At 52.8% G+C, this 19,782-nt stretch carries 16 protein-coding genes and 1 tRNA gene; 6 read left to right on the top strand and 11 right to left on the bottom strand.

Annotation, left to right across the window (positions count from 1 at the left end; all coding sequences use genetic code 11):
- Nucleotides 1-49 precede the first annotated feature (49 nt).
- On the bottom strand, nt 50-1,135 hold the full coding sequence (ychF, locus tag INP79_RS03835) for a redox-regulated ATPase YchF (protein ID WP_194752995.1): 1,086 nt from the start codon (nt 1,133-1,135) through the stop codon (nt 50-52).
- 217 nt (nt 1,136-1,352) lie between these two features.
- On the opposite strand from ychF, the gene INP79_RS03840 reads away from it, so the two are divergent.
- On the top strand, nt 1,353-4,121 hold the full coding sequence (locus INP79_RS03840) for an EAL domain-containing protein (protein WP_194752996.1): 2,769 nt from the start codon (nt 1,353-1,355) through the stop codon (nt 4,119-4,121).
- 3 nt (nt 4,122-4,124) lie between these two features.
- Here INP79_RS03840 and pth read toward each other — a convergent pair whose 3' ends face one another.
- The 8 genes from pth to INP79_RS03880 all read right to left on the bottom strand — a co-directional run bounded on the left by pth (nt 4,125) and on the right by INP79_RS03880 (nt 11,404).
- Complete coding sequence (gene pth / locus INP79_RS03845; RefSeq protein WP_194752997.1) at nt 4,125-4,697, bottom strand: aminoacyl-tRNA hydrolase; 573 nt, start codon at nt 4,695-4,697, stop codon at nt 4,125-4,127.
- Between the two features lie 80 nt (nt 4,698-4,777).
- On the bottom strand, nt 4,778-5,386 hold the full coding sequence (locus INP79_RS03850) for a 50S ribosomal protein L25/general stress protein Ctc (RefSeq protein ID WP_194740646.1): 609 nt from the start codon (nt 5,384-5,386) through the stop codon (nt 4,778-4,780).
- A 111-nt stretch (nt 5,387-5,497) separates the two neighbouring features.
- A complete protein-coding gene (locus tag INP79_RS03855) occupies nt 5,498-6,433 on the bottom strand; it encodes a ribose-phosphate pyrophosphokinase (RefSeq protein WP_194753845.1) in 936 nt (311 codons plus the stop codon).
- 126 nt (nt 6,434-6,559) lie between these two features.
- Nucleotides 6,560-6,636: transfer RNA gene (locus INP79_RS03860), tRNA-Gln, on the bottom strand.
- 14 nt (nt 6,637-6,650) lie between these two features.
- Nucleotides 6,651-7,550, bottom strand: coding sequence for a 4-(cytidine 5'-diphospho)-2-C-methyl-D-erythritol kinase (gene ispE / locus INP79_RS03865; RefSeq protein WP_194753846.1), 900 nt, complete (start codon nt 7,548-7,550; stop codon nt 6,651-6,653).
- Between the two features lie 41 nt (nt 7,551-7,591).
- Nucleotides 7,592-8,983 (bottom strand): carbonic anhydrase, encoded by a 1,392-nt coding sequence (locus INP79_RS03870; protein WP_228519709.1) that lies wholly within the window; start codon nt 8,981-8,983, stop codon nt 7,592-7,594.
- 73 nt (nt 8,984-9,056) lie between these two features.
- Nucleotides 9,057-9,698: a lipoprotein insertase outer membrane protein LolB gene (gene lolB / locus INP79_RS03875; RefSeq protein ID WP_194752998.1), complete on the bottom strand. Its 642-nt coding sequence runs from the start codon at nt 9,696-9,698 to the stop codon at nt 9,057-9,059.
- A complete protein-coding gene (locus INP79_RS03880) occupies nt 9,698-11,404 on the bottom strand; it encodes a tetratricopeptide repeat protein (protein ID WP_228519710.1) in 1,707 nt (568 codons plus the stop codon). The genes lolB and INP79_RS03880 overlap by 1 nt, the downstream gene beginning before the upstream one ends.
- Nucleotides 11,405-11,701: 297 nt before the next feature.
- On the opposite strand from INP79_RS03880, the gene INP79_RS03885 reads away from it, so the two are divergent.
- From INP79_RS03885 to mutM, 5 genes are read left to right on the top strand one after another with little or no spacing between them, the layout of a single operon-like run.
- Nucleotides 11,702-12,652 (top strand): ATP-binding cassette domain-containing protein, encoded by a 951-nt coding sequence (locus tag INP79_RS03885; protein WP_194753000.1) that lies wholly within the window; start codon nt 11,702-11,704, stop codon nt 12,650-12,652.
- Between the two features lie 36 nt (nt 12,653-12,688).
- Complete coding sequence (locus tag INP79_RS03890; RefSeq protein ID WP_194753001.1) at nt 12,689-13,432, top strand: ABC transporter permease; 744 nt, start codon at nt 12,689-12,691, stop codon at nt 13,430-13,432.
- A gap of 30 nt (nt 13,433-13,462) precedes the next feature.
- Nucleotides 13,463-14,857 (top strand): GldG family protein, encoded by a 1,395-nt coding sequence (locus tag INP79_RS03895; RefSeq protein ID WP_194753002.1) that lies wholly within the window; start codon nt 13,463-13,465, stop codon nt 14,855-14,857.
- 31 nt (nt 14,858-14,888) lie between these two features.
- Nucleotides 14,889-15,797, top strand: coding sequence for a DUF4340 domain-containing protein (locus INP79_RS03900; protein ID WP_194753003.1), 909 nt, complete (start codon nt 14,889-14,891; stop codon nt 15,795-15,797).
- Nucleotides 15,798-15,802: 5 nt separating this feature from the next.
- Nucleotides 15,803-16,654, top strand: a complete 852-nt coding sequence (gene mutM, locus INP79_RS03905; protein WP_194753004.1) for a bifunctional DNA-formamidopyrimidine glycosylase/DNA-(apurinic or apyrimidinic site) lyase — start codon at nt 15,803-15,805, stop codon at nt 16,652-16,654.
- Nucleotides 16,655-16,676: 22 nt separating this feature from the next.
- Here mutM and INP79_RS03910 read toward each other — a convergent pair whose 3' ends face one another.
- Together INP79_RS03910 and INP79_RS03915 are read right to left on the bottom strand one after the other, a co-directional pair.
- Complete coding sequence (locus INP79_RS03910; RefSeq protein ID WP_194753005.1) at nt 16,677-18,134, bottom strand: sensor domain-containing diguanylate cyclase; 1,458 nt, start codon at nt 18,132-18,134, stop codon at nt 16,677-16,679.
- A 116-nt stretch (nt 18,135-18,250) separates the two neighbouring features.
- Nucleotides 18,251-19,720 (bottom strand): sodium:solute symporter family protein, encoded by a 1,470-nt coding sequence (locus INP79_RS03915; RefSeq protein ID WP_194753006.1) that lies wholly within the window; start codon nt 19,718-19,720, stop codon nt 18,251-18,253.
- Nucleotides 19,721-19,782 lie beyond the last annotated feature (62 nt).

Below are 19,782 nucleotides of genomic sequence, written 5' to 3' on the forward strand. Positions count from 1 at the left end.
GCAATAAAAAAGCTGGGACAACCCAGCTTTTTTATTGGTGTGTTAATGGTTAGACGTTAAATCTGAAATGCATCACATCGCCATCTTGCACAATGTATTCTTTGCCTTCGAGGCGCATTTTGCCCGCTTCTTGTGAGCCTTTTTCGCCTTTGTTTTTCACGTATTCGTCGTAAGCAATCACTTCGGCACGGATAAAGCCGCGTTCGAAGTCAGTGTGGATGACACCTGCTGCTTGCGGGGCCGTGGCGCCTTTTTTCACGGTCCAGGCACGCACTTCTTGGACACCGGCGGTGAAGTAGGTTTGCAGGCCTAGCAAATCGTAAGCAGCACGGATCACGCGGTTCAGGCCCGGCTCTTCGAGGCCCAGCTCTTGCAGGAACAGCAGTTTGTCTTCTTCGTCCAGCTCGGAGATTTCGCCTTCGATTTTGGCGCAGATGGTGACCACTGGTGCGTTTTCAGTTTTTGCCAAGGCCAGCACTTTGTCCAGGTGCGGGTTGTTTTCAAAACCGCCTTCAATCACGTTGGTGATGTACATCACTGGTTTGACGGTGATCAGGCACAATGGCTTGAGCAAATTGAGTTCGTCAGCATCCAGGCCCAGTGTACGCACGGCTTTGGCTTCGTTAAGGCAAGGCACGACTTTTTCGAGTACTTTGATCAGGGCGATGGCATCTTTGTCGCCACTTTTGGCTTTTTTGCCTTCGCGCTGCATGGTTTTTTCTACGGTTTCCATGTCGGCCAGCGCCAGCTCGGTGTTAATCACTTCAATATCGGCCAGCGGATCTACCTTGCCTGATACGTGAATGACGTTGCCGTCTTCAAAACAGCGCACCACGTGGGCAATGGCGTCAGTCTCGCGGATATTGGCCAGGAACTTGTTGCCCAGGCCTTCGCCTTTGGAGGCGCCAGCGACCAAACCGGCAATGTCAACAAATTCAACAATCGCAGGTTGTACTTTTTGCGGTTTAACAATGTCGATCAGCGGTTGCAGGCGTGGGTCTGGTACTTCGACGATGCCGACGTTGGGCTCGATGGTACAGAACGGATAGTTTTCTGCCGCGATGCCTGCTTTGGTGATGGCGTTAAACAAGGTGGATTTGCCTACATTAGGCAGGCCGACAATACCGCATTTCATAGTGGATGAACCTTAGCGTGAGTGTTGCCGCAGCATTATATTGCGGCAAAGATTGAATAAAACCAATATTTTACCGTTAGTATGAAGATAGAGCCAGAATGAATCTTGATTTGCCGCAAAATGCAAACAAGATTTAAGTTTTATTATAACTAAGAAAATGCATGACTGCGGGGGCATAATCATATGCGTCATGCGCCTTCCTGATAAAGGATGAGAAATGTTTCGTTTCAATATGGCATCATTACAACAAGTGCTGTCGTCGCGATGGATTGCGGCGGCAGTATTATTATTTGCCTTGCAAACCACTTTTTTGCTCTGGATGAGCGAGCGCCATCATGCCGAGGCCTTGCAGGCAGTCAAATTCAAGCAGTCCGCGCAGTCTGCGTCCGAGGCCATCCAGCAACGGCTCAATGCTTACCGGCAGATCCTCAAGGGCGTGGAGCAACTTTATATTTCCTCACAGTTTGTCTCCGCCGAAGAGTTTAGGCTTTATGTCGATGACTATCTCAAAAGCACTGAATACAACAGCCTGAACGCGCTGGGCTTTATCAAATACATCCACCTGCATCATCCGGAAACGTTTAAAGACCTGGAGATGCCTTTGCCGCAATTGCTCAAGCACTTGGATTTCATTAAAGGCGATGACGAGATTGCGCCGGTGCTATACGTTGAGCCGCGTAACGATGCCAACCGTGAGACCTTACTGAAAAACACCTTTTTAGACGCACAATTGCGCGCCGATTTGCTGGAGGCGGGTGATGGAGACCGTTTGGTGCTGTCTGGCCATTATGCGGCCAACACCGTGGTGCAGCCTTATAAAAACTATATTTTTCATGCGCCGGTATACCGTCATCATGAGGGCATGCAAACGGGTGATCGCCGTCATTGGTTGAATGGCTGGGTGTTTTTGCGTTTTGATGTGGCGGCTTTGCTGGCAGAGGCCTTGCACCCGATGGAGCAGCGGCTGGTGCATTTTGATGTGTTTGATCAGGGTCGTGAAGAAGGGCAGGTGCCTTTGTATCACAGTGGCTCTGATGACGAGCATGTGCATGACAATGAGGCCGAGTTTACGGTTGCGCAGACCTTGAATGTGAGCGGGCAAGTGTGGCGCTTGCAGGCACGCTCTACGCCTGCGTTTGAAGCGGCGACGGATTACCGCGATGCTAATGATATGGGCGTGTTAGGTGTGGTGATTAGCCTGTTATTGGCCGCGCTGGTGCAATTTGCTGTGGTGCGTAATCGCACACGCAATGCGCTGGAGAAATACAGCCTGGCACTGAACAGCAGCGAGCAGCGCTGGAAGTTTGCCATGGAGAGCACGGGTGACGGCGTGTGGGATTGGAATGTGCTCGAGTCTAAAGTGGTGTTTTCTGATCACTGGAAAAAGATACTCGGTTTTGCTGCCGACGAGCTGGACCATAAACCGGCGACCTGGAACCAGTGCATACACCCGGACGACGCACCGGTGGCGATGGATTTGCACCAGCAGGTGCTGGATGGTGAGCGTGAGCAATATGCGATTGAGTATCGCATGTTATGCAAAGACGGTAGCTGGAAGTGGGTGTTTGACCGCGGCATGGTGCTGATGCACGACGAGCAGGGCAAGCCGACGCGCATATTGGGCACGCTGGCAGATATTTCGAAAATCAAGCAGTCGGAAGAGGTGGTTTGGCAATATGCCAATGTGGACACCCTGACCGGTTTGCCTAATCGCCGCCTGTTTTTTGACCGGCTGGACCATGCCTTGCATGGCATTAAAAATAATAACCAGAAGCTGGCGATTATCTTTTTAGACCTGGACCGGTTTAAAGAGGTGAATGATAGCCAGGGCCATGACCAGGGGGATAAATTATTGTTGCAGGCGGGCAAGCGCCTGACCGGCTGCGTCGGTAACAAAGACCTGGTTGCGCGGCTGGGGGGCGACGAGTTTGTGCTGATGCTGAGTGACGCCCATGCCAGCCATGTCGAGGCGCTGGCGCAACGTGTGCTGGAAGCCTTATCACAGCCGTTTCAACTGGATGATACACATGCTTATGTATCGGCCAGCCTTGGGATTGCGATCTTCCCTGATGATGCGGGCAATAAAGAAGACTTGATGAAGCGCGTGGACCAGGCTATGTATGCGTCCAAGCAAAAAGGCGGTAACTGCTTTACCTATTTCACGCCGCGCATGCAGCAAAGCGCTGAGCATCGTATGCGTTTGTCGCATGATTTGCGCCAGGCCATCAATAATGATGAGTTTTTCCTAGAGTATCAGCCGGTGGTGGATTTGCAGACCAATATGGTGGTGAAGGCAGAGGCCTTGTTGCGCTGGCAGCATCCGGTCAAAGGCCTGATCCCGCCGATGGAGTTTGTCTGCATTGCCGAGGATAATTTGCTGATTGTGCCAATTGGCGAATGGGTGTTTAAAACCGCGATTGCACAGTGCAGGCAGTGGCGCCAGTCGCTGCATCCGATGTTCCAGGTGGCGGTGAATAAATCGCCGGTGCAGTTTGCCACCGAGCACAGAAAGAATGAGGACTGGCTGTTTGAAATGGCGAAGAACCATCACGAGGGCAATATGGTGGTGGTTGAAATCACCGAGCGCTTGTTGCTGGATGCCAGCTCACATGTCAGTGAGCGTTTGGCGCAATACCAGCAGGCGGGTGTGCAAGTGGCGCTGGACGATTTTGGCACTGGCTATTCGGCCTTGTCTTACCTGAAGAAATTCCCCATCGACTATGTCAAAATTGACCGTTCGTTTGTGCGCGAGCTGGGCACTTCAGGTGAAGACGAGGCTTTGTGCCGCGCGATTATTGTCATGGCGCACAGTCTGGGCATGCAGGTGATTGCCGAAGGCATTGAGAACCAGCGTCAACTGCGCATGTTGCAGGAGATGGGGTGTGATTTCGGCCAGGGCTATTACTTCTCGCCGCCGCTGCGTCCGGAGGCATTTGTGAGCTGGCACCATGAGTGGCACCAGCATCCGGCGATTATTTCACGCTAGCCATTATTTGCTATGCAGTTGCAGCATGGCTTTTTCAAACTGGCCTTGTGCCAGTAAGTCAGTGACAGTGGTAGCCTTGATGATGCTGTCATCAATCGCCTGCTGTTCATCTTTACCCGCCGCTTTCAAGACAAAATTCACCACTTCAGCCTTATTGCCCGGATGGCCGATGCCGATACGCAAGCGCCAGTAGTCAGGCGTGCCCAGGGCGGCATGAATATCACGCAAGCCGTTGTGTCCGCCATGGCCACCGCCAAATTTGAGTTTGGCCTGTCCTGGTGGCAGGTCCAATTCGTCATGCACCACCAGTACTTCTGCAGGCTGGATTTTGTAGTAGTTGGCAATGGCTGCGACAGACTTGCCGCTGGCGTTCATGAAGGTGCTGGGTTTGAGTAGCCATTTATCGCTGTGCGGCTGCCATTTGCCGGCAATGCCAAACAGTTTGGTTTCGGCCGCCAGGCGGCTGCCGGATTGTTGCGCCAGCAAATCCACCAGCCAGAAGCCTGCATTATGCCGGGTCATGGTGTATTTATCGCCGGGATTGCCCAGCCCTACAATCAGTTTGATGCCAGTCATGGTGTGAGTTTCGTTCAGACAAAGAAAAAACGCGCACTGAAGAGTGCGCGTTTATTGTAGCGGATAACCGCCAGGCCTGCTTAGGCTGCTGGAGTTTCTGCAGCAGCTTCGTCGCTACCACCACGTGGTTTAGCGATAGAAACCACGGCAGCGTCATCACCGTGAGCCAGTTGTACGAACTCGATGCCTTTTGGCAGCTTGATTTCGGACAAGTGGATAGAGTGACCAGCTTCCAATTTTGCCAGGTCAACTTCGATAAACTCTGGCAAATCTTTCGCCAGGCAGCTTACGTCAGCTTCAGTCTGGATGTGGGAGATGTTACCACCACCGGTTTTCACGCCAGGTGCCACGTCTTCGTTGATGAAGTGGAAAGGCACTTTCACGTGGATTTTCTCAGTCGCAGATACGCGCTGGAAATCGATGTGTTGAATCGTGTTGCGTACTGGGTGCAGTTGATAGTCACGCAGCAGAACGCTTTCAGCTTTGCCATCCAGCACCAGGCTCAGGATAGACGCGTGGAAAGCTTCATGGCGGAATTCCATGAACAGTTCTTTGTGGTTCAACTCGATAGATACAGCGGCTTGATCGCCACCGTACACAACACCAGGCACGCTGCCAGCGCGACGCAGGCGGCGGCTCGCACCCGTACCTTGAACGTCACGTTTGACTGCTTTAATTTCGATACTCATGTTGAGGCTCCTAAAAACGCCACGAATGGCGGTACTGCACTAAAATCCACCTGCCGCGACCAGTAGGTGGGGTAAAACTTAATCCATGCTCTACATTGTATTTATGTACTTTTAGTCCATAAATAAGGAAGAAACGGATTCTTCCTGGCTGATACGTTTGATGGTCTCTGCCAGCAAGGTAGCCGCGCTCAACTGGCGGATTTTGCTGCAGGCCTGTGCGCCAGCATTTAATGCAATTGTGTTGGTGACGACCAACTCATCCAGTGCGGAAGCCGTAATGCGTTCACCGGCACCGCCGGACAATACCGGGTGCGTGGCATAAGCCACCACTTTGGTCGCGCCACGGTCTTTCAAGGCCGCAGCGGCTTCACACAAGGTGTTCGCTGTATCCACCATGTCATCCATGATGACGCAGGTGCGGCCTTCAACTTCACCTATAATATTCATGACCTTGGCAACGTTCGCTTTCGGGCGGCGTTTGTCGATAATGGCCAGGTCGGCATTCAATTGTTTGGCAGCTGCACGCGCACGCACCACGCCACCCACGTCTGGTGAAACAACGACCAGGTTTTCGTGACCTTGTTTGGCCAGGTCTTCGAGCAAAATCGGGGTCGCATAAATATTGTCGACCGGGATATCAAAAAAGCCCTGGATCTGGTCTGAGTGCAAGTCCATGGTCAGCAGGCGGTTAACACCGACGCTGGTCAGCATATTGGCGACTACTTTTGCTGTGATCGCTACACGGGCTGAGCGCGGACGTCTGTCCTGGCGCGAATAACCCAGGTAAGGGATGGCTGCGGTAATGCGGCCAGCAGAAGAGCGGCGCAGCGCATCGACCATGACCATGACTTCCATCAGGCTGTCATTGGTCGGGTAGCTGGTAGACTGCAATACAAACACGTCACGGCCGCGGACATTCTCCAGCAGCTCCAACATGATTTCACCGTCTGAAAATCGGCCAACATCGGCACGCCCTAATTCAATACCCAAATGCTTGGCAACTTCTTGTGCCAGTACCGGATTGGCATTGCCGGTAAATACCATCATGTTGGCGTTACTCAACGTTGTACCCTTTTTTAGCGATGACGATGTCTTGAAACCTGGTTCCAGTCACATGGCCGGAACCTATAAAAAATTTAAGCGTGTAAATCGTTAAATCTACACGCTTATGTTTGGCTGAGGAGGAAGGATTCGAACCTTCGCATGCCGGAATCAAAATCCGGTGCCTTAACCAGCTTGGCGACTCCCCAATAACTTGTCTTAATCACACGCTTTTTGTGTTTTGGTCATCATCGGTGACCGAGCCAAAAAGCGGATGGTATTCTAACCCTTTTGACCAAAAACCGAAAGTGTTTTTTGGTCTATTTTCAATCAATTCGCGCGCTTTTGTTTCACTTTCCACCGCCACGAATACTGAAGCCCCTGAACCACTCATACGGGCATCGCCGTATTGTTTTAACCAGAGTAACGTATTTGCAACGTCGGGATATAACGCACAAACAACCGCTTCCATATCGTTCCTGACTTGCTGCCAGAACGCGCTGGAATTAGCGCCGTTTGAAAAGTCCGCCATTCTCAATGGTTTCGAGTCTCTTGTCAATGCTTGATGTGCAAATATTTTTGTGGTGGGCACCTCTACCTGCGGTGTGATCACCACATAGTATTTTTTCAGCATGGCTGGCGGCAGGGCAACGGCGGCTAATTGTTCGCCCACGCCTTCTGCCCAGGCGGTTTGACCAAAGATAAACACCGGTACATCTGCCCCTAACGTGAGCCCGATCTGCATCAGTTGTTGCCTGGAATAGCCTAATTGCCATTGTTGATTCAATGCCATCAGCACGGTGGCCGCATCCGAACTGCCACCGCCGAGGCCACCGCCCATGGGGGTGCGCTTGATGCACTCGATCTCTGCGCCTAGCGGGCAGCCACTGGCCTGCTGCAAGGCGCGCGCGGCGCGTATGGTTAAGTCTTTTTCTGCAGGCACGCCCGGTAAGGGGGTAAGGTGTACGATTTCCCCATCCTCGCGTACGCGTATGCGCAGCTCGTCACCGTGATCCAACAGCAAGAACACACTTTGCAGGTCATGGTAACCGTCAGCGCGGCGGCCGGTAATATGCAGAAACAGGTTGATTTTACAGGGGGCGGGGTAGGTCAGCAGTTCCATGCCCGCTATTGTAAAGCATGCCTGCGTACTCCTTTGCATGCTTATTCCAGGATCATGCGGCCCTGACCATCCTGCACCGGGCGCTGGTTGGGCTCGCCGATGGCTTGCTGCAGGCTGCCCAGCTGGAATTTGGATATTTTCAACGCTTCTTTCATGATCACCCATTGCACGCCTTCGGTACATGGCGGCGCCGTTAGCGAGCCGCTGTAGCGATAATAGGCGGGCTTGGTCGGCATCAAGTCCGCAGGGGTGACACGTATCGCCAGCGGTTTGCTTTGCTCTTTTTCTTTAGGCAGGCTGCCTAACAACTTCTCCAGCCCGGCATGTGTGCTGCCTTCTTCCAGCATCACAGCAATAATCACCCGGTGCCCGGTTTTGTCCTCATGCACCATCTGCAGTTCTGCAGCATACGATTTTTGCTTGATCTGATGTTCGCCAGGCACATGCACGCTGATATATTTCAGCTGATACGGTTTCTGATCCAGCACCATCATATTGCCGGTGCCCGCATCCAGAATCAGGCTGTGGTCCTTGAGCACAATATTTTTGAGCGGGAACTTCTGCAATCGCTTGATTGGTTTTAGGGCAGCCGTGATCGTGTTATCAATATTGATCGGTGATTGCTGGCTACCCGCGTTGCACACGGCATAGTCCGGATTGAGGCTGCCCCATTTGTCTGGTCCGCGCGGGCCGCTATACGCCCAGGATTTATCATTGGTCTTGTCGGGTTTAGCTGCTTTTTCCTTATCCTTAAGGGTATCCGCGCCTTTATCGGTTTTGGTAGCTGCTTGCTTGGCAGTTGCCGCTTTATCTTCCGCAGGTTTGGCCGCTGGCTTGGCATCTGCCGGTTTTGCTTCAGCGGCTTTCTCTTCAGCTTTGGGCGCTACTGGCTCGGCAACGCTATCTGGCGCGGCCGGTTTGTCTTTATTGCTGGCAACAGCAGGCACCACCGGGTTGGCGGCGCGTCTGGCGGCGGCTTCTATGCGCTGCTTTTCCTTGGCTTGCCATTTGCACACATATTGTTGCGCAACTTCTACTTCGGATTCCGGCAGTGGCTCAATAAAATCGGCTTGCTTGGATGTGGTGCCCGCTGAGTAGACCAACTCTTCGTCATCGTATTGAAATACCTGGATGGTGGCGGCTTTGCGTTTGTCGCAATCAAAATACCACAGGGCTTTGGCATGGTTGTAGACGCGGTCTACCGACTCCACGTTTTTCTGTGGATTGCGGTAATCAACCTTGACCCAGGCTTTGATATAAGGTTTTTCTTCCAGCAGGGATTGTTTGTCTATCATGAGCTGGTTGTCATCGGTTTTTTTGATCGATAACCACTGTGATGCATGGCCGTGGCCAGGCATCATGCCCAGCACTAGCCACAAGCTAAATGCCAGCCAAAGTCGGTAATAAGTGGGGGTGAGAAGATAACAGCTCATAGTGCCATTATCGACGCCTTGCGCTGAATCTTTAATCAGCGCAAGGTCGGGTGATGCGTGTGTGAGTGACTGCTTACCAGTGCTGAATGACCAGTTTTAGACGCACGTCCTGTTGTTGCAGGCGCGTGGTATAAGGCAGTTGTTCCAGTGCGCCGTTGAGGGCGGTTTGCTGATAATCATCATAGGTGATTTGCCATTGATCCTGGGTCAGGCTGGCCGGTGCGCCATTTTCCAGATAGGCGGCCTGGAACGGGCTGTCGCGGTGTGGGATACCTAGTATCCATTGGCTGAGTCCGGCGAGTGGCAGGCGCCAGCCGAGCAGCCGCTCGGTCAGGCTGGCAACATCGGTGGCAGTGTGTTGTTTGCCACTTTGATCGGTCAGCGTCACGGATTGCTGGGTACGGTGGATCAAGGCGACTTGTTGACCTAGCGGACTGAAAATGCGCATGGTGTCTGCTTGCACATCATGCTGCCATTCCAGGCGGGCGGTATAGCCTTTGCCCGCATATTGCACGGCCAGTTTGGCCTCTAGCGCAAATGGCTGGTTGGCTTGCAAGCGCTGTATACGTTGCTGGGCCGCGTTGCTGGCGGTGGTTTGGGTGGGCGGGGCTGGCAAGGTGGAGCAGCCCGCCAGCGCTACGCCCAGCAGGCCAACCAGGATTCGGCGGCCCACCTGTGACTTCCAGCGCGCAAGCGTAGGTAGTGCGACCTGCATTACAGGGCAGATTTCAGTTTTTGCGCCGTGGCGACCAGCACTTCGTTGTCAGGGTTGGCTGACAGTGCCTGGTCCAGGATTTTTTGTGCTTCGTCACGCTGGCCTTGTTTCCACAACACTTCCGCCAGGTGGGCAGCAATTTCAGGGTCTTGCTGAATGGTGTACGCGCGACGCAACTCCTCGGTGGCGTGGCCCAGGTCACCCAGGCGGTAATACACCCAGCCCAGGCTATCCATGATGTAGTGGTCTTCTGGCGACAGCTTGGTCGCGGTTTCAATCAGGCTCTTAGCTTCCATCAGCTTGATATTGCGGTCAGCATAAGAATAGCCCAGCGCATTATAGGCGGCGGCCATATCAGGTTTCATTTTAATGACTTTAGATAAAGTCTCTTCCATGATGTCGAATTTGCCTTTGCGTTCTGCATTCAAGGCATAGTCGTACAATAACTCTGGGCTCTCAGGGAAGCTTTGTACGGCTTTTTCGAGCAGGGTGTAGGCTTCATCGTTACGTTTGGCCTGGTTAAGCATCAAGGCTTCATTCTGCACCACCAATGCTTGTTGTTCCGGCGTTAAACCATCGACATTGTCGAGCATGGTAATGGCGGCATCGATGCCATCGCGACGCGCGATGATGGCGGCAGATGCCAGGCGGCCCGCCAGAAACTGCTCGCCTTCGCCGATTTTGTCAAACCAGTGTAAGGCGCGTGCATCATCTTTTTGCTCGGCGGCTGAACGGCCCAGATTGAAATAGAGTTTATTCGGCTCTTTAAAGCCGACCTCCAGCCCGTGTTCCAGATAGCGGTCAGCAAAGCTGTACTCTTTTGCATCCAGCGCCAGCAAGCCGACGATGACATTCATTTCCGGATTGTTTTTATGACGTTCCAGCAATTTGGTGAATTCTATCTTGGCGTCTGTGGTGTTTTTCTGCACCAATAAGGCGCGTGCCAGTGCCAGGCGGATCTGGTCAGCTTCCGGGTAAGTGTTTAAAAACTCACGGTAGAAAGCAATGCCTTTTTGCGGGTCCTGCTCGCTCAGCATCTGGCCGCGGATTTGCGCAGGCGGCTCCCAGCCCGGACGCAGCTTGGACGCTTCCTTGAGTTCAGCCACCATCAGGCTTTCGTTATGGGCAAAATAGGCCGCCTGTGAAACAGCAAAATGCGCTTCCGGCAATTTGGGGTAAGGCTTGGCCAGTTGCTGGATCGCCTCCAGCACGCTGGTTTTGTCCGTGACGCGCATCATCAGGCTGTTTAATTCCATAAAGGCATTCGGACGGATATTGTCGTTGGCGAGTACTTTCTGGATTTGCGGAATGGCTTTTTTCAGGTTGCCGTTGGCAATAAATAGCTGGCTGGCGGTTTGTGCGGCAGGAATCGAGTCCGGCGCTAACTCTGACCATAGTTCGGCGGAAGGCAAGGCCAGTTGTGGCGTACGTGCGATCGTAGCAGCCTGTGTCGCACGTTCAGCCAGTAAAGGGTCGCGTGTCTGTTTGGCTAAATCCAGGAACAATTGGCCTGCCAGTACAAATTCGCCACGCTGGGCAGCTACTTCTCCCAGCAGGTATTTGTAAACGAATTCCGCCGTGGGGGTGGTAATGGTGGGGGAGCTGCTGGCTGACCAGGCCGGGGTTGTCAGCAATGCCAGGCAAAGTGCCAGGGTTGTGCGGCGCTTTGCAGTGGGTTTAAGCGTGAAACGGCTGGTTTGGGGCATACTGAATTCCTGTTTGGTTGGTCTGTCGGTGAACAGTGTCATGGCTGTGATTTAAGTGGTCGCTGTGTGATGCTGAATTGTTGTTTAGTCCGTGACAGTTGCGGCAAGTTCATCCATAATGTGCGATTTGTAACTGAATTGTAATTGACGGTTTGGCCCGGGCTAAAACCGCATGCTACAACAGTAGTATTGGCACTATAACTTTTTGATGAAATCTTTGTCTAGGGATTTGCTGGTTGGCGTTTGGATTGCCAGCAGTGAACAATCATCCTTAGTCGGTAGGTGTGTGAAAGAATCATGGCAAATTTGACAGTTGAAGCAATCGAATTGACCCGTTTGTATGGTGGCCGTGCGGCGGTCAGTGATGTAACGTTTAGTTTGCAACAAGGGCAGGTGCTAGGCTTTTTAGGGCCTAATGGTGCCGGTAAATCGACCACCATGAAGATGTTGACCGGTAACCTGGCGCCCAGTGCCGGTAGCGTCAAGATCTGTGGCATCGATATGATAGAACATCCGAAAGAGGCCAAGGCATTGATTGGCTATTTGCCGGAAATGCGTCCTTTATATAAAGAATTCACGGTAGATGAATACCTGACCATCGCGGCACGCCTGCACAATGTCTCGGGCAAGCATATTAAAAAAGCGGTAGAGCATGCCAAAGAGCGTTGCGGTTTGACGCACATGAGCAAGCGCCTGATTGAAAACCTGTCTAACGGCTACCAGCAGCGTGTGGGCATTGCCCAGGCAATTATCCATAACCCGATGGTGGTGATCCTGGATGAACCGACGGTGGGCCTGGATCCGATCCAGATCCGTGATATCCGTGCCTTGATTAAAGAAATCGGCCAGGCACACAGCGTGATTGTATCTACACACATTCTGCCAGAGGTGGAAATGGTGTGTGACCATGTGCAGATTATCGATAAAGGTAAGCTGGTGTTTAACGGCGGCATTGATGTGCTTAAACAGCAACGCATTGGCAATAAATTGCTGGTCGGTTTGCGCAATGCACCAGCGGCTGCACAACTGGCTGCGATTGCTGGTGTGGCTGAAGTCGAACCGGCAGATGGTATGTGGCGCATCCGCTTCCAGGATGGCACGCAGCCACATGAAGCGATTGTGCAGGCAGCCGTGCAAAACGGCTGGGGCCTGTATCATATCGCCCCTGACCAGACCAGCCTTGAAGATGTGTTTGTGCAACTGACTTACCACGAGACCGCGAGCGCGGATGAAGCCAAGGCGGCTTAAGCAGGCAGATCAAGTCTAGACGGAAAGATTTTAAGAATGTTGAATATTGCAAGAAAAGAACTCAAGAGTATGTTCGCCTCACCAATGGGGTGGATTATTCTGGCGCTGCTAACCTTCTCGTTTGGCACCTATTACCTCAACGGGGTAAACAATTATTTTGAAGTCATGTCTGGTTCCATCCGCCCGGCCGAGCGTATTGGCGTGACGCAGTTTGTCGGCCAGACTGTATATGGCCTGGCGTCATTTATTATGCTGTTTGCTGTGCCGTTGCTTTCCATGCGCCTGATCTCTGAAGAGCGCCGCAGCCAGACCATGCCATTTTTGTTCAGTGCGCCGCTGTCTATCAGTGAAATTGTGGTCGGCAAGTTTCTGGGCCTGGTGGTGTTTCTGAGCATTCTGGTGGTGTATATCGCCGCCATGCTGTCTACGCTCAACATTTGGGCAGACATTGATTTCGGCTATATTTTTGCCAACTCGCTGGGCTTGCTGTTGCTGGTGTCCAGTTTCGCGGCACTGGGCCTGTATTTCTCCAGCCTGACTGCGCAACCGATTATTGCTGGTATCCTGAGCTTTATTGCCTTGTTTGTGCTGATGATCCTGGACCGCTTTTTTGCCGGTGACCCGACCAGCACCATGCTCAAGTTTTCACTCATGCGTCATTTTCAGTCGTTTGCCGGTGGCTTGATTGATACGGCAGACCTGGCTTACTTCGGCCTGTTTATCCTCACTTTTATTACCCTGACGATTCGTCGTCTGGATGCGGATCGTTTACGCGGTTAGTCGCGACATTGTTTTTGAGCTGAATGCATTATGAAAATTAACCGTAAATTTAGATGGCAGTTATTGGCGCAAAACTGGATGTTTGTGCTGGTGTTTTTGGCGCTGGTCGTCATGCTGGGTTACTTGTCTGCCCAATATCGCTGGGCCAAGGACATTACCCAGGCCAACCGTAATATCCTGACCCAGGGCAGTGTCAATGTGCTCAAACAAATGGATGGCGACGTCAATATCACCGTGTTTGCCACCAACGATGACGCGAACAATGGCGATACCTTCCGTAAAGGCATGCTGGACTTTGTTGCCCGCTACCAGCGCGAAAAGAAAAATGTCTTTATCAAGTTCATCAACCCGTCCGAAGAGCCCAAGCTGGCGCAAGAAGCCGGGGTGAAGGTGGATGGTGAGACCATCGTCGAATACAACAAGCGTTCCGAACACATCACGCCACCATTTGCCGAGCAGGAAATGACTAACTTGCTGGTGCGTTTATCTCGCACCAACAATCAGCCGGTGATGTATCTGGATGGTCATGGCGAGCGTTTGCTGCAAGGCCTGAAGAACCACGACCTGGGCGAGTTTGGCAAGCAACTGGAAAGCAAAGGCTTTAAGTTTGCCAACCCTGACCTGACCATTGCCCAGGCGGTGCCTGCCAATGGCGCCATGTTGGTGATTGCGGCACCGCAAGTCGATATCAGCGCTGTTGAAGCGAAGAAAATCAAGGCCTATATTGAAGCGGGTGGCAACGTGTTGTGGTTGCTGGATGACGATAACCTGCATGGTTTGCAGGAAGTGGCTGAGTACTTAGGCATTAAAGTGTCGCCCGGTATCGTGGTGGATCGTGCAGCTGAGCAATACGGCGCAGACCCCAAAATGGCGTTTGCCAGCCTGTATGGTGATCATGCAATCACGCGCAACTTCATGCTGCGCACGGTGTTCCCTGAAGCGCATCAGGTCGATGGTCAGGCGTCTGATGATCTTGGCTGGAAAGTGGGCCGCCTGATAGATGTGGCACCCAATGGCTGGCTGGAGTCTGACAAGATCCCGGCAGGCGCACAAAACCTCAAAGTCAGTTTTGACCAAGGCAAAGACAAGGCAGGTCCGATTAACGTCGGCGTGGCTTTGGAACGCGAATACGGTAAAAAAGGCCAGCGCGTGGTGGTGATCGGTAATGCCAACTTCCTGGCTAATACCTTTATTACTAACGGCGGTAACCTGGACCTGGGCATTAATATCATTAACTGGCTGGCTGGCGATGACCGTCTGATTACCATACAGCCGATGCCACTGAAGGATATCAACGTCACGATTCCAGCCACTGATCAGGGTCGCCTGGTGGCCTGGATTGTATTCCATGCGTTCCAGTACCTGATTCCAGTCGGTTTGTTTGTGGCAGGCCTGTTGCTGTGGTGGAAGCGCCGCAAGGCTTAATGTCTAACGGTCTGGTTGTCGGAGTGGCGTCATGAAAAAAAGATGGTTATTGAACCTGTTGTTGTTGGCGGTCGTCGTAGGGATTGCCGTGTTCCTGCATTTGCAGCCCGAGGAGCAGGCGCAGTCCGCCAGGTTTGAAGTCTCAAGCCTCAAAATGGCTGATTTTAATAGTGTTAAAGCCGAGTTCCCGGCTAAAGCGCCGACCATTTTTGAAAAGCAAGAAGGTTACTGGATGATGCGCAAGCCGTATGCGGCACGTGCGGACCAGCCCTCTGTGCAGCGCGTCATGTCTATCATCGCGGCGACCACCGCGACCAAGCTGCCCTTACAGGATGCGGCCAAATACGGGCTGGACCAGCCGGTATTGAAGCTCACGCTGTCTGGCGCCAAAGGCGACCAGGTATTTACGTTTGGCACGTTTAATCCGGTGTCAGAAGAGCAGTATGTAGCTTATGCCGGGCAAGTGTATTTGTTGCCCGGGCAATATAGTGAAGCGGCTTCTACACAGCCGATAGAAATGGTGGATAAAACACCGTTGTCGCCGGTTGAGCGCAAACAGCTGGCCGGTTTTGACCTCGCGCATCTGGAACAATGGGAAGAGAATGCACTCAAGGTTGAGCTGTCTACCGAAGGCAAATGGTCAGCCAATGATCCTAAAGCCAAGCCGACCCAGAATGATATGAATGAGTGGACTGATTTTAGCTGGGTGCAGGCGCAAGCGACGTCGGTTGAGTTTTACACGCCAGACCGCAAACAAACTTATCCTTCTTTTGAAGTATTGCTGCGCAATGGCAAGAAAGTCCATTTCGATAAACTGCAGGAGTCGCCAGAGTACCTGCTGGCACGTCCGGATGAGGGCATTATTTATCACTTCACCAACGACACCGGCTTTACCATGGTCAACCCGCCGGTGAATATCCAGGCACCTAAGAGCCAGTAATCACCATGCCTGAATTACCCGAGGTTGAGGTCACGCGGCGTGGTTTGCTGCCTATAGAAGGCGCGCAGATCGCGCAAGTGACCATCCGCCATCATGGCTTGCGTTGGCCGATTCCGGCCGATTTGCCGCAATCTTTGCAGGGCCGCCGCGTGCTCAAACTCACGCGCCGCGCCAAATATATCCTGGCCGAAATTGGCACCACTGAAACAGAGGGGGTGTTGCTGCTGCACCTGGGCATGTCTGGCCGTCTGTGCCTGCTGGAGCGTGATTTCCCTGCCGAGAAGCATGACCACTTTGATATCCGCTTTGAAGATGGCCGTGTGATCCGCCTGCGCGATCCACGCCGGTTCGGGGCGGTTTTGTGGCTGGATAAGCAGCCATTGCAGCATGCGCTGCTCAGCAGTCTTGGACCGGAGCCGCTAGAAGCGGGGTTTAACGCTGATTATTTATACCAGCATATACGCACACGCAGCGCACCGATCAAAACCACCATCATGGATGCGCACCTGGTGGTCGGCGTAGGGAATATTTATGCCAGTGAGTCTCTGTTCCGTGCCCGCATACATCCTGAAACACCCGCCAAGGCCTTAACGCTGGCGCAATGTGCATTGCTGGTAGCAGAGATTAAATTGACCTTGCAGGCAGCGCTGGACGCTGGCGGCAGCAGTTTGCGTGATTTCTTTGGTGCGGATGGGAATCCTGGGTATTTCCAGCAAACCTATTTCGTCTATGGCCGCACAGGTGAGCCTTGCCGCGCGTGTAGCAGGCCGATCCTGAATATCCGCCTGGGGCAGCGATCAACCTTCTATTGTGAGCACTGCCAGCCGCGCGTGACTGCACACATACGCAAAAAATAGGCGTACTCGCATAACGCGCTCGTTATACCGTTTCGTCGTCGATGTCTGGCTGGATGCAGTTACGCCCGGCACGCTTGGCGGCATACAGGTGATGATCTGCGCGCTCAACTACCTGGCCCAGTTTTTCGTCCGCCTGCATTTCGGCGATTCCGGCGCTGACCGTGATTTGCACCACTTTATTGCTAAAGTGGAACTGCAAGCCTGCCACTGCCGAGCGTATAAGCTCGGTGATATCTCTCGCATGTTGCAAATTGCAGCCAGAAAGCAGAATTAAAAACTCTTCCCCGCCCCAGCGGCAAACTACATCTTCTTCGCGTACGTGCGACTTGATCAGTTGCGCCACGCGCGCGAGCACGCGGTCACCGGCTTCATGGCCATACGTATCGTTGACCAGTTTAAACAGGTCGATATCCAGCAGCACCAGTGATAATGACTCGTCGCGGCGTTTGCCGCGTGCAACCGCTTGCTTGAAGTAGAACTCGAATACCTGGCGGCTGGCGACACCGGTCAGCTTGTCCTGCGTGGCCATCATCTCCAGTTTGTCGTGGTAGCCGCGCACGGCAAAGTGCGCCAGGGCCAGCACGATCATGCTGATCACCACGGCCACCGCCAGGTTGATCAGGAAGGCGGTTTCGATACGCTCTGAGCTCGGGTCGTTGACCTGCTCGACGATCAGATACCAGTCAAATTCAGGCACCAGGCGGCTATTGAGGTAGAGCATATTGCCGCTGCGGGTTTTAAACGACAGCGAGGTGCTTGGCGATGTCAGCACTTGCAGGAAAGCCTTATCCAGCCCGGACTTGTTCTGTAAATGCAGCTCAGAACGGTAATGGCTGCTTTGCAGCATGACTTCGCCCTGGCGGTTCACAAAATAGATTTCGCGGCCATAGCGCTTCTGGTAGTTTTCAATCAGCTCCACGACAGTTTGCAGTGACAGGCCGACGCCAATCACGCCAATAAACTTGCCGGATTTGTCTTCAATGCGGTAGTTGACAAAAATGCTCAGACGCCGATTGTCGGCAGTATCGCGGTCAATGTTGATGACATAGGGGTTGGGTGAGTTTTTGGCTTCAAAATACCAGTGATCTTCTGGGTTGTTTGCTGATACGCGTTTTAAGACACCTGACGGATGGTAGTAATTGCCCGAACTCTCGGACACGAAAAAAGCGGTGATGGTGTTATATTTTTTCTGGATTTGTGCCAGGTAACTGGTCATTTTGTTGGCGTCTTGTTCGCCATTATTAATCCAGTCAAACACAAAAACATCATTGGCCATCAGTGATGAAATCAATAGCGGTTGCAGCAGGTCGCGCTGGATTTCAGAGTAGATATTGTCGCTGGTCAGCGGCAGCATTTCCTGTTGCAAGCGGTCAGTCAGCGAGTCTTTGGCCACAAAGTAACCAATCAGGCTGGTTGCCACAAAACCAATGAGCACGATGGCGCTTAGGAGTAGGGTGTAGTAACGCTTGTTAACGACCATAATGTTCAATTACCTAAAGGCGGATCATGCTCAAAAAAGCATTATCACCAATATAAAGCGACTTTGTTTATTTGAATAGTCGCTGTTTTAAAGAGGTATTCCCGCATTAACCAGGGTTAATGCGGGTGGCTGCGTGCCGCGTGTTCGTGCAGATAGCCGGGAGCGCTGTGCGGTGTGCCGCCAATTTTTTGCGGTAGTAATGAGCCTGCCACCATGGCTACCGCACTGATCAGCAGGCCGGCCAATTGTGCGGGGACCAGGCTATTTTCGCCTATCAGTATCTCAATCAGTACCCAACTGCCGATGCCGAAAATAATCGCCGCCAGCGCGCCCTGGCTGGTCGCACGCTTCCAGAAGGCACCAAAGAACAATGGCACAAACGCGCCTGCCAGCGTCACTTTATAGGCACTTTCTACCATGCCGAAAATCGATAGTTCGGAGTTGAGTGCATAAAACAGCACCATGGCGGCAAAGCCGACCAGGCACAATCGCATCACGCGCAAAAATGCATGGTCGTTCATGTGCGGCATAAAGCCTTTGACCACGTTTTCAGCAAAGGTGACAGAAGGGGCCAGCAGGGTCGCTGAGGAACAACTCATGATGGCCGATAGCACCGCGCCAAAGAAGATGGCTTGCGCGATCAAGGGCGTGTGCGTCAGTACCAATGTCGGTAATACCCGCTGTGAGTCTGTTTCCACCAGGGTGCCAAAGACTGCCGGGTCTATCAGCGTCGCGGCATAGGCGATAAACATGGGCACAAAGGTAAAGCAAAAGTAGATGCTGGCGCCAAGGATAGACCCCCACAAGGCAATGTTGGCTGTTTTGGCTGAGGTGATGCGCTGGAACACATCCTGCTGCGGGATAGAGCCCAGCATCATGGTCAGCCAGCCGCCGAGGAAGGTCAGCCATAGGCTCCAGTCAGCCGATTGTGGGAAGAAATGCAGTTTGCCTGCGTTGCGGGCGTGTTCTATCACTGGCGCCACGCCGCCGGTTTGGCCAGACACGATGTTGGCGATATACAGCAGGCCGCCGATGACAACGATCATTTGTACAAAGTCGAGGATGGCCACAGAAAGCATGCCGCCCAGCGTGGTGTAGGTGAGCACGATGGCGGTACCGACGATCATGCCGGTTTGCTCTGAAATGGCGCCATGGCTGATTAGGTTGAAAATCAGGCCCAGTGCCTTAATTTGCGCGGCGACCCAGCCCATGTAAGAGATGACGATGGCAATGGTGGTGAGCACTTCGACCGAACGGTTATAGCGCATGCGGTAGAAGTCGCCCAGCGTCAGGATGTTGAGTTTATACAGGCGGCTGGAGAAGAAAATGCCCGCGATAATCAGGCACATGCTGGAGCCAAACGGATCAGCCGCGACGCCGGTCAGGCCTTCACGCACAAAGGTGGCGGAGACGCCAAACACGGCTTCGGCGCCAAACCAGGTAGCAAACACAGTTGCCATGACCACAGGCAGCGGCAGGTGGCGGCCTGCCACTGCATAATCTTTGGTGCTGTGCACGTTTCTGGCCGCAATCAGGCCAATGCCGATTGAAACCAGTAAATACGCCACGACAAACCAGATCAGCACAGCTTGTTTCCCTTGAGTTGATTACAAAAGGGCGATTTTAAAACAAAACCATGCCTAAACAG

Source organism: Methylophilus sp. QUAN (genome assembly GCF_015354445.1).
In the GTDB taxonomy this organism is placed as follows: domain Bacteria; phylum Pseudomonadota; class Gammaproteobacteria; order Burkholderiales; family Methylophilaceae; genus Methylophilus.

What these genes read in the sequence shown, in the direction of transcription:
- ychF (WP_194752995.1), bottom strand. Translation starts at nt 1,135, where the DNA reads ATGAAATGCGGTATTGTCGGCCTGCCTAATGTAGGCAAATCCACCTTG.
- INP79_RS03840 (WP_194752996.1), top strand. Translation starts at nt 1,353, where the DNA reads ATGTTTCGTTTCAATATGGCATCATTACAACAAGTGCTGTCGTCGCGA.
- pth (WP_194752997.1), bottom strand. Translation starts at nt 4,697, where the DNA reads ATGACTGGCATCAAACTGATTGTAGGGCTGGGCAATCCCGGCGATAAA.
- INP79_RS03850 (WP_194740646.1), bottom strand. Translation starts at nt 5,386, where the DNA reads ATGAGTATCGAAATTAAAGCAGTCAAACGTGACGTTCAAGGTACGGGT.
- INP79_RS03855 (WP_194753845.1), bottom strand. Translation starts at nt 6,433, where the DNA reads ATGATGGTATTTACCGGCAATGCCAATCCGGTACTGGCACAAGAAGTT.
- ispE (WP_194753846.1), bottom strand. Translation starts at nt 7,550, where the DNA reads ATGGAACTGCTGACCTACCCCGCCCCCTGTAAAATCAACCTGTTTCTG.
- INP79_RS03870 (WP_228519709.1), bottom strand. Translation starts at nt 8,983, where the DNA reads ATGAGCTGTTATCTTCTCACCCCCACTTATTACCGACTTTGGCTGGCA.
- lolB (WP_194752998.1), bottom strand. Translation starts at nt 9,698, where the DNA reads ATGCAGGTCGCACTACCTACGCTTGCGCGCTGGAAGTCACAGGTGGGC.
- INP79_RS03880 (WP_228519710.1), bottom strand. Translation starts at nt 11,404, where the DNA reads ATGCCCCAAACCAGCCGTTTCACGCTTAAACCCACTGCAAAGCGCCGC.
- INP79_RS03885 (WP_194753000.1), top strand. Translation starts at nt 11,702, where the DNA reads ATGGCAAATTTGACAGTTGAAGCAATCGAATTGACCCGTTTGTATGGT.
- INP79_RS03890 (WP_194753001.1), top strand. Translation starts at nt 12,689, where the DNA reads ATGTTGAATATTGCAAGAAAAGAACTCAAGAGTATGTTCGCCTCACCA.
- INP79_RS03895 (WP_194753002.1), top strand. Translation starts at nt 13,463, where the DNA reads ATGAAAATTAACCGTAAATTTAGATGGCAGTTATTGGCGCAAAACTGG.
- INP79_RS03900 (WP_194753003.1), top strand. Translation starts at nt 14,889, where the DNA reads ATGAAAAAAAGATGGTTATTGAACCTGTTGTTGTTGGCGGTCGTCGTA.
- mutM (WP_194753004.1), top strand. Translation starts at nt 15,803, where the DNA reads ATGCCTGAATTACCCGAGGTTGAGGTCACGCGGCGTGGTTTGCTGCCT.
- INP79_RS03910 (WP_194753005.1), bottom strand. Translation starts at nt 18,134, where the DNA reads ATGGTCGTTAACAAGCGTTACTACACCCTACTCCTAAGCGCCATCGTG.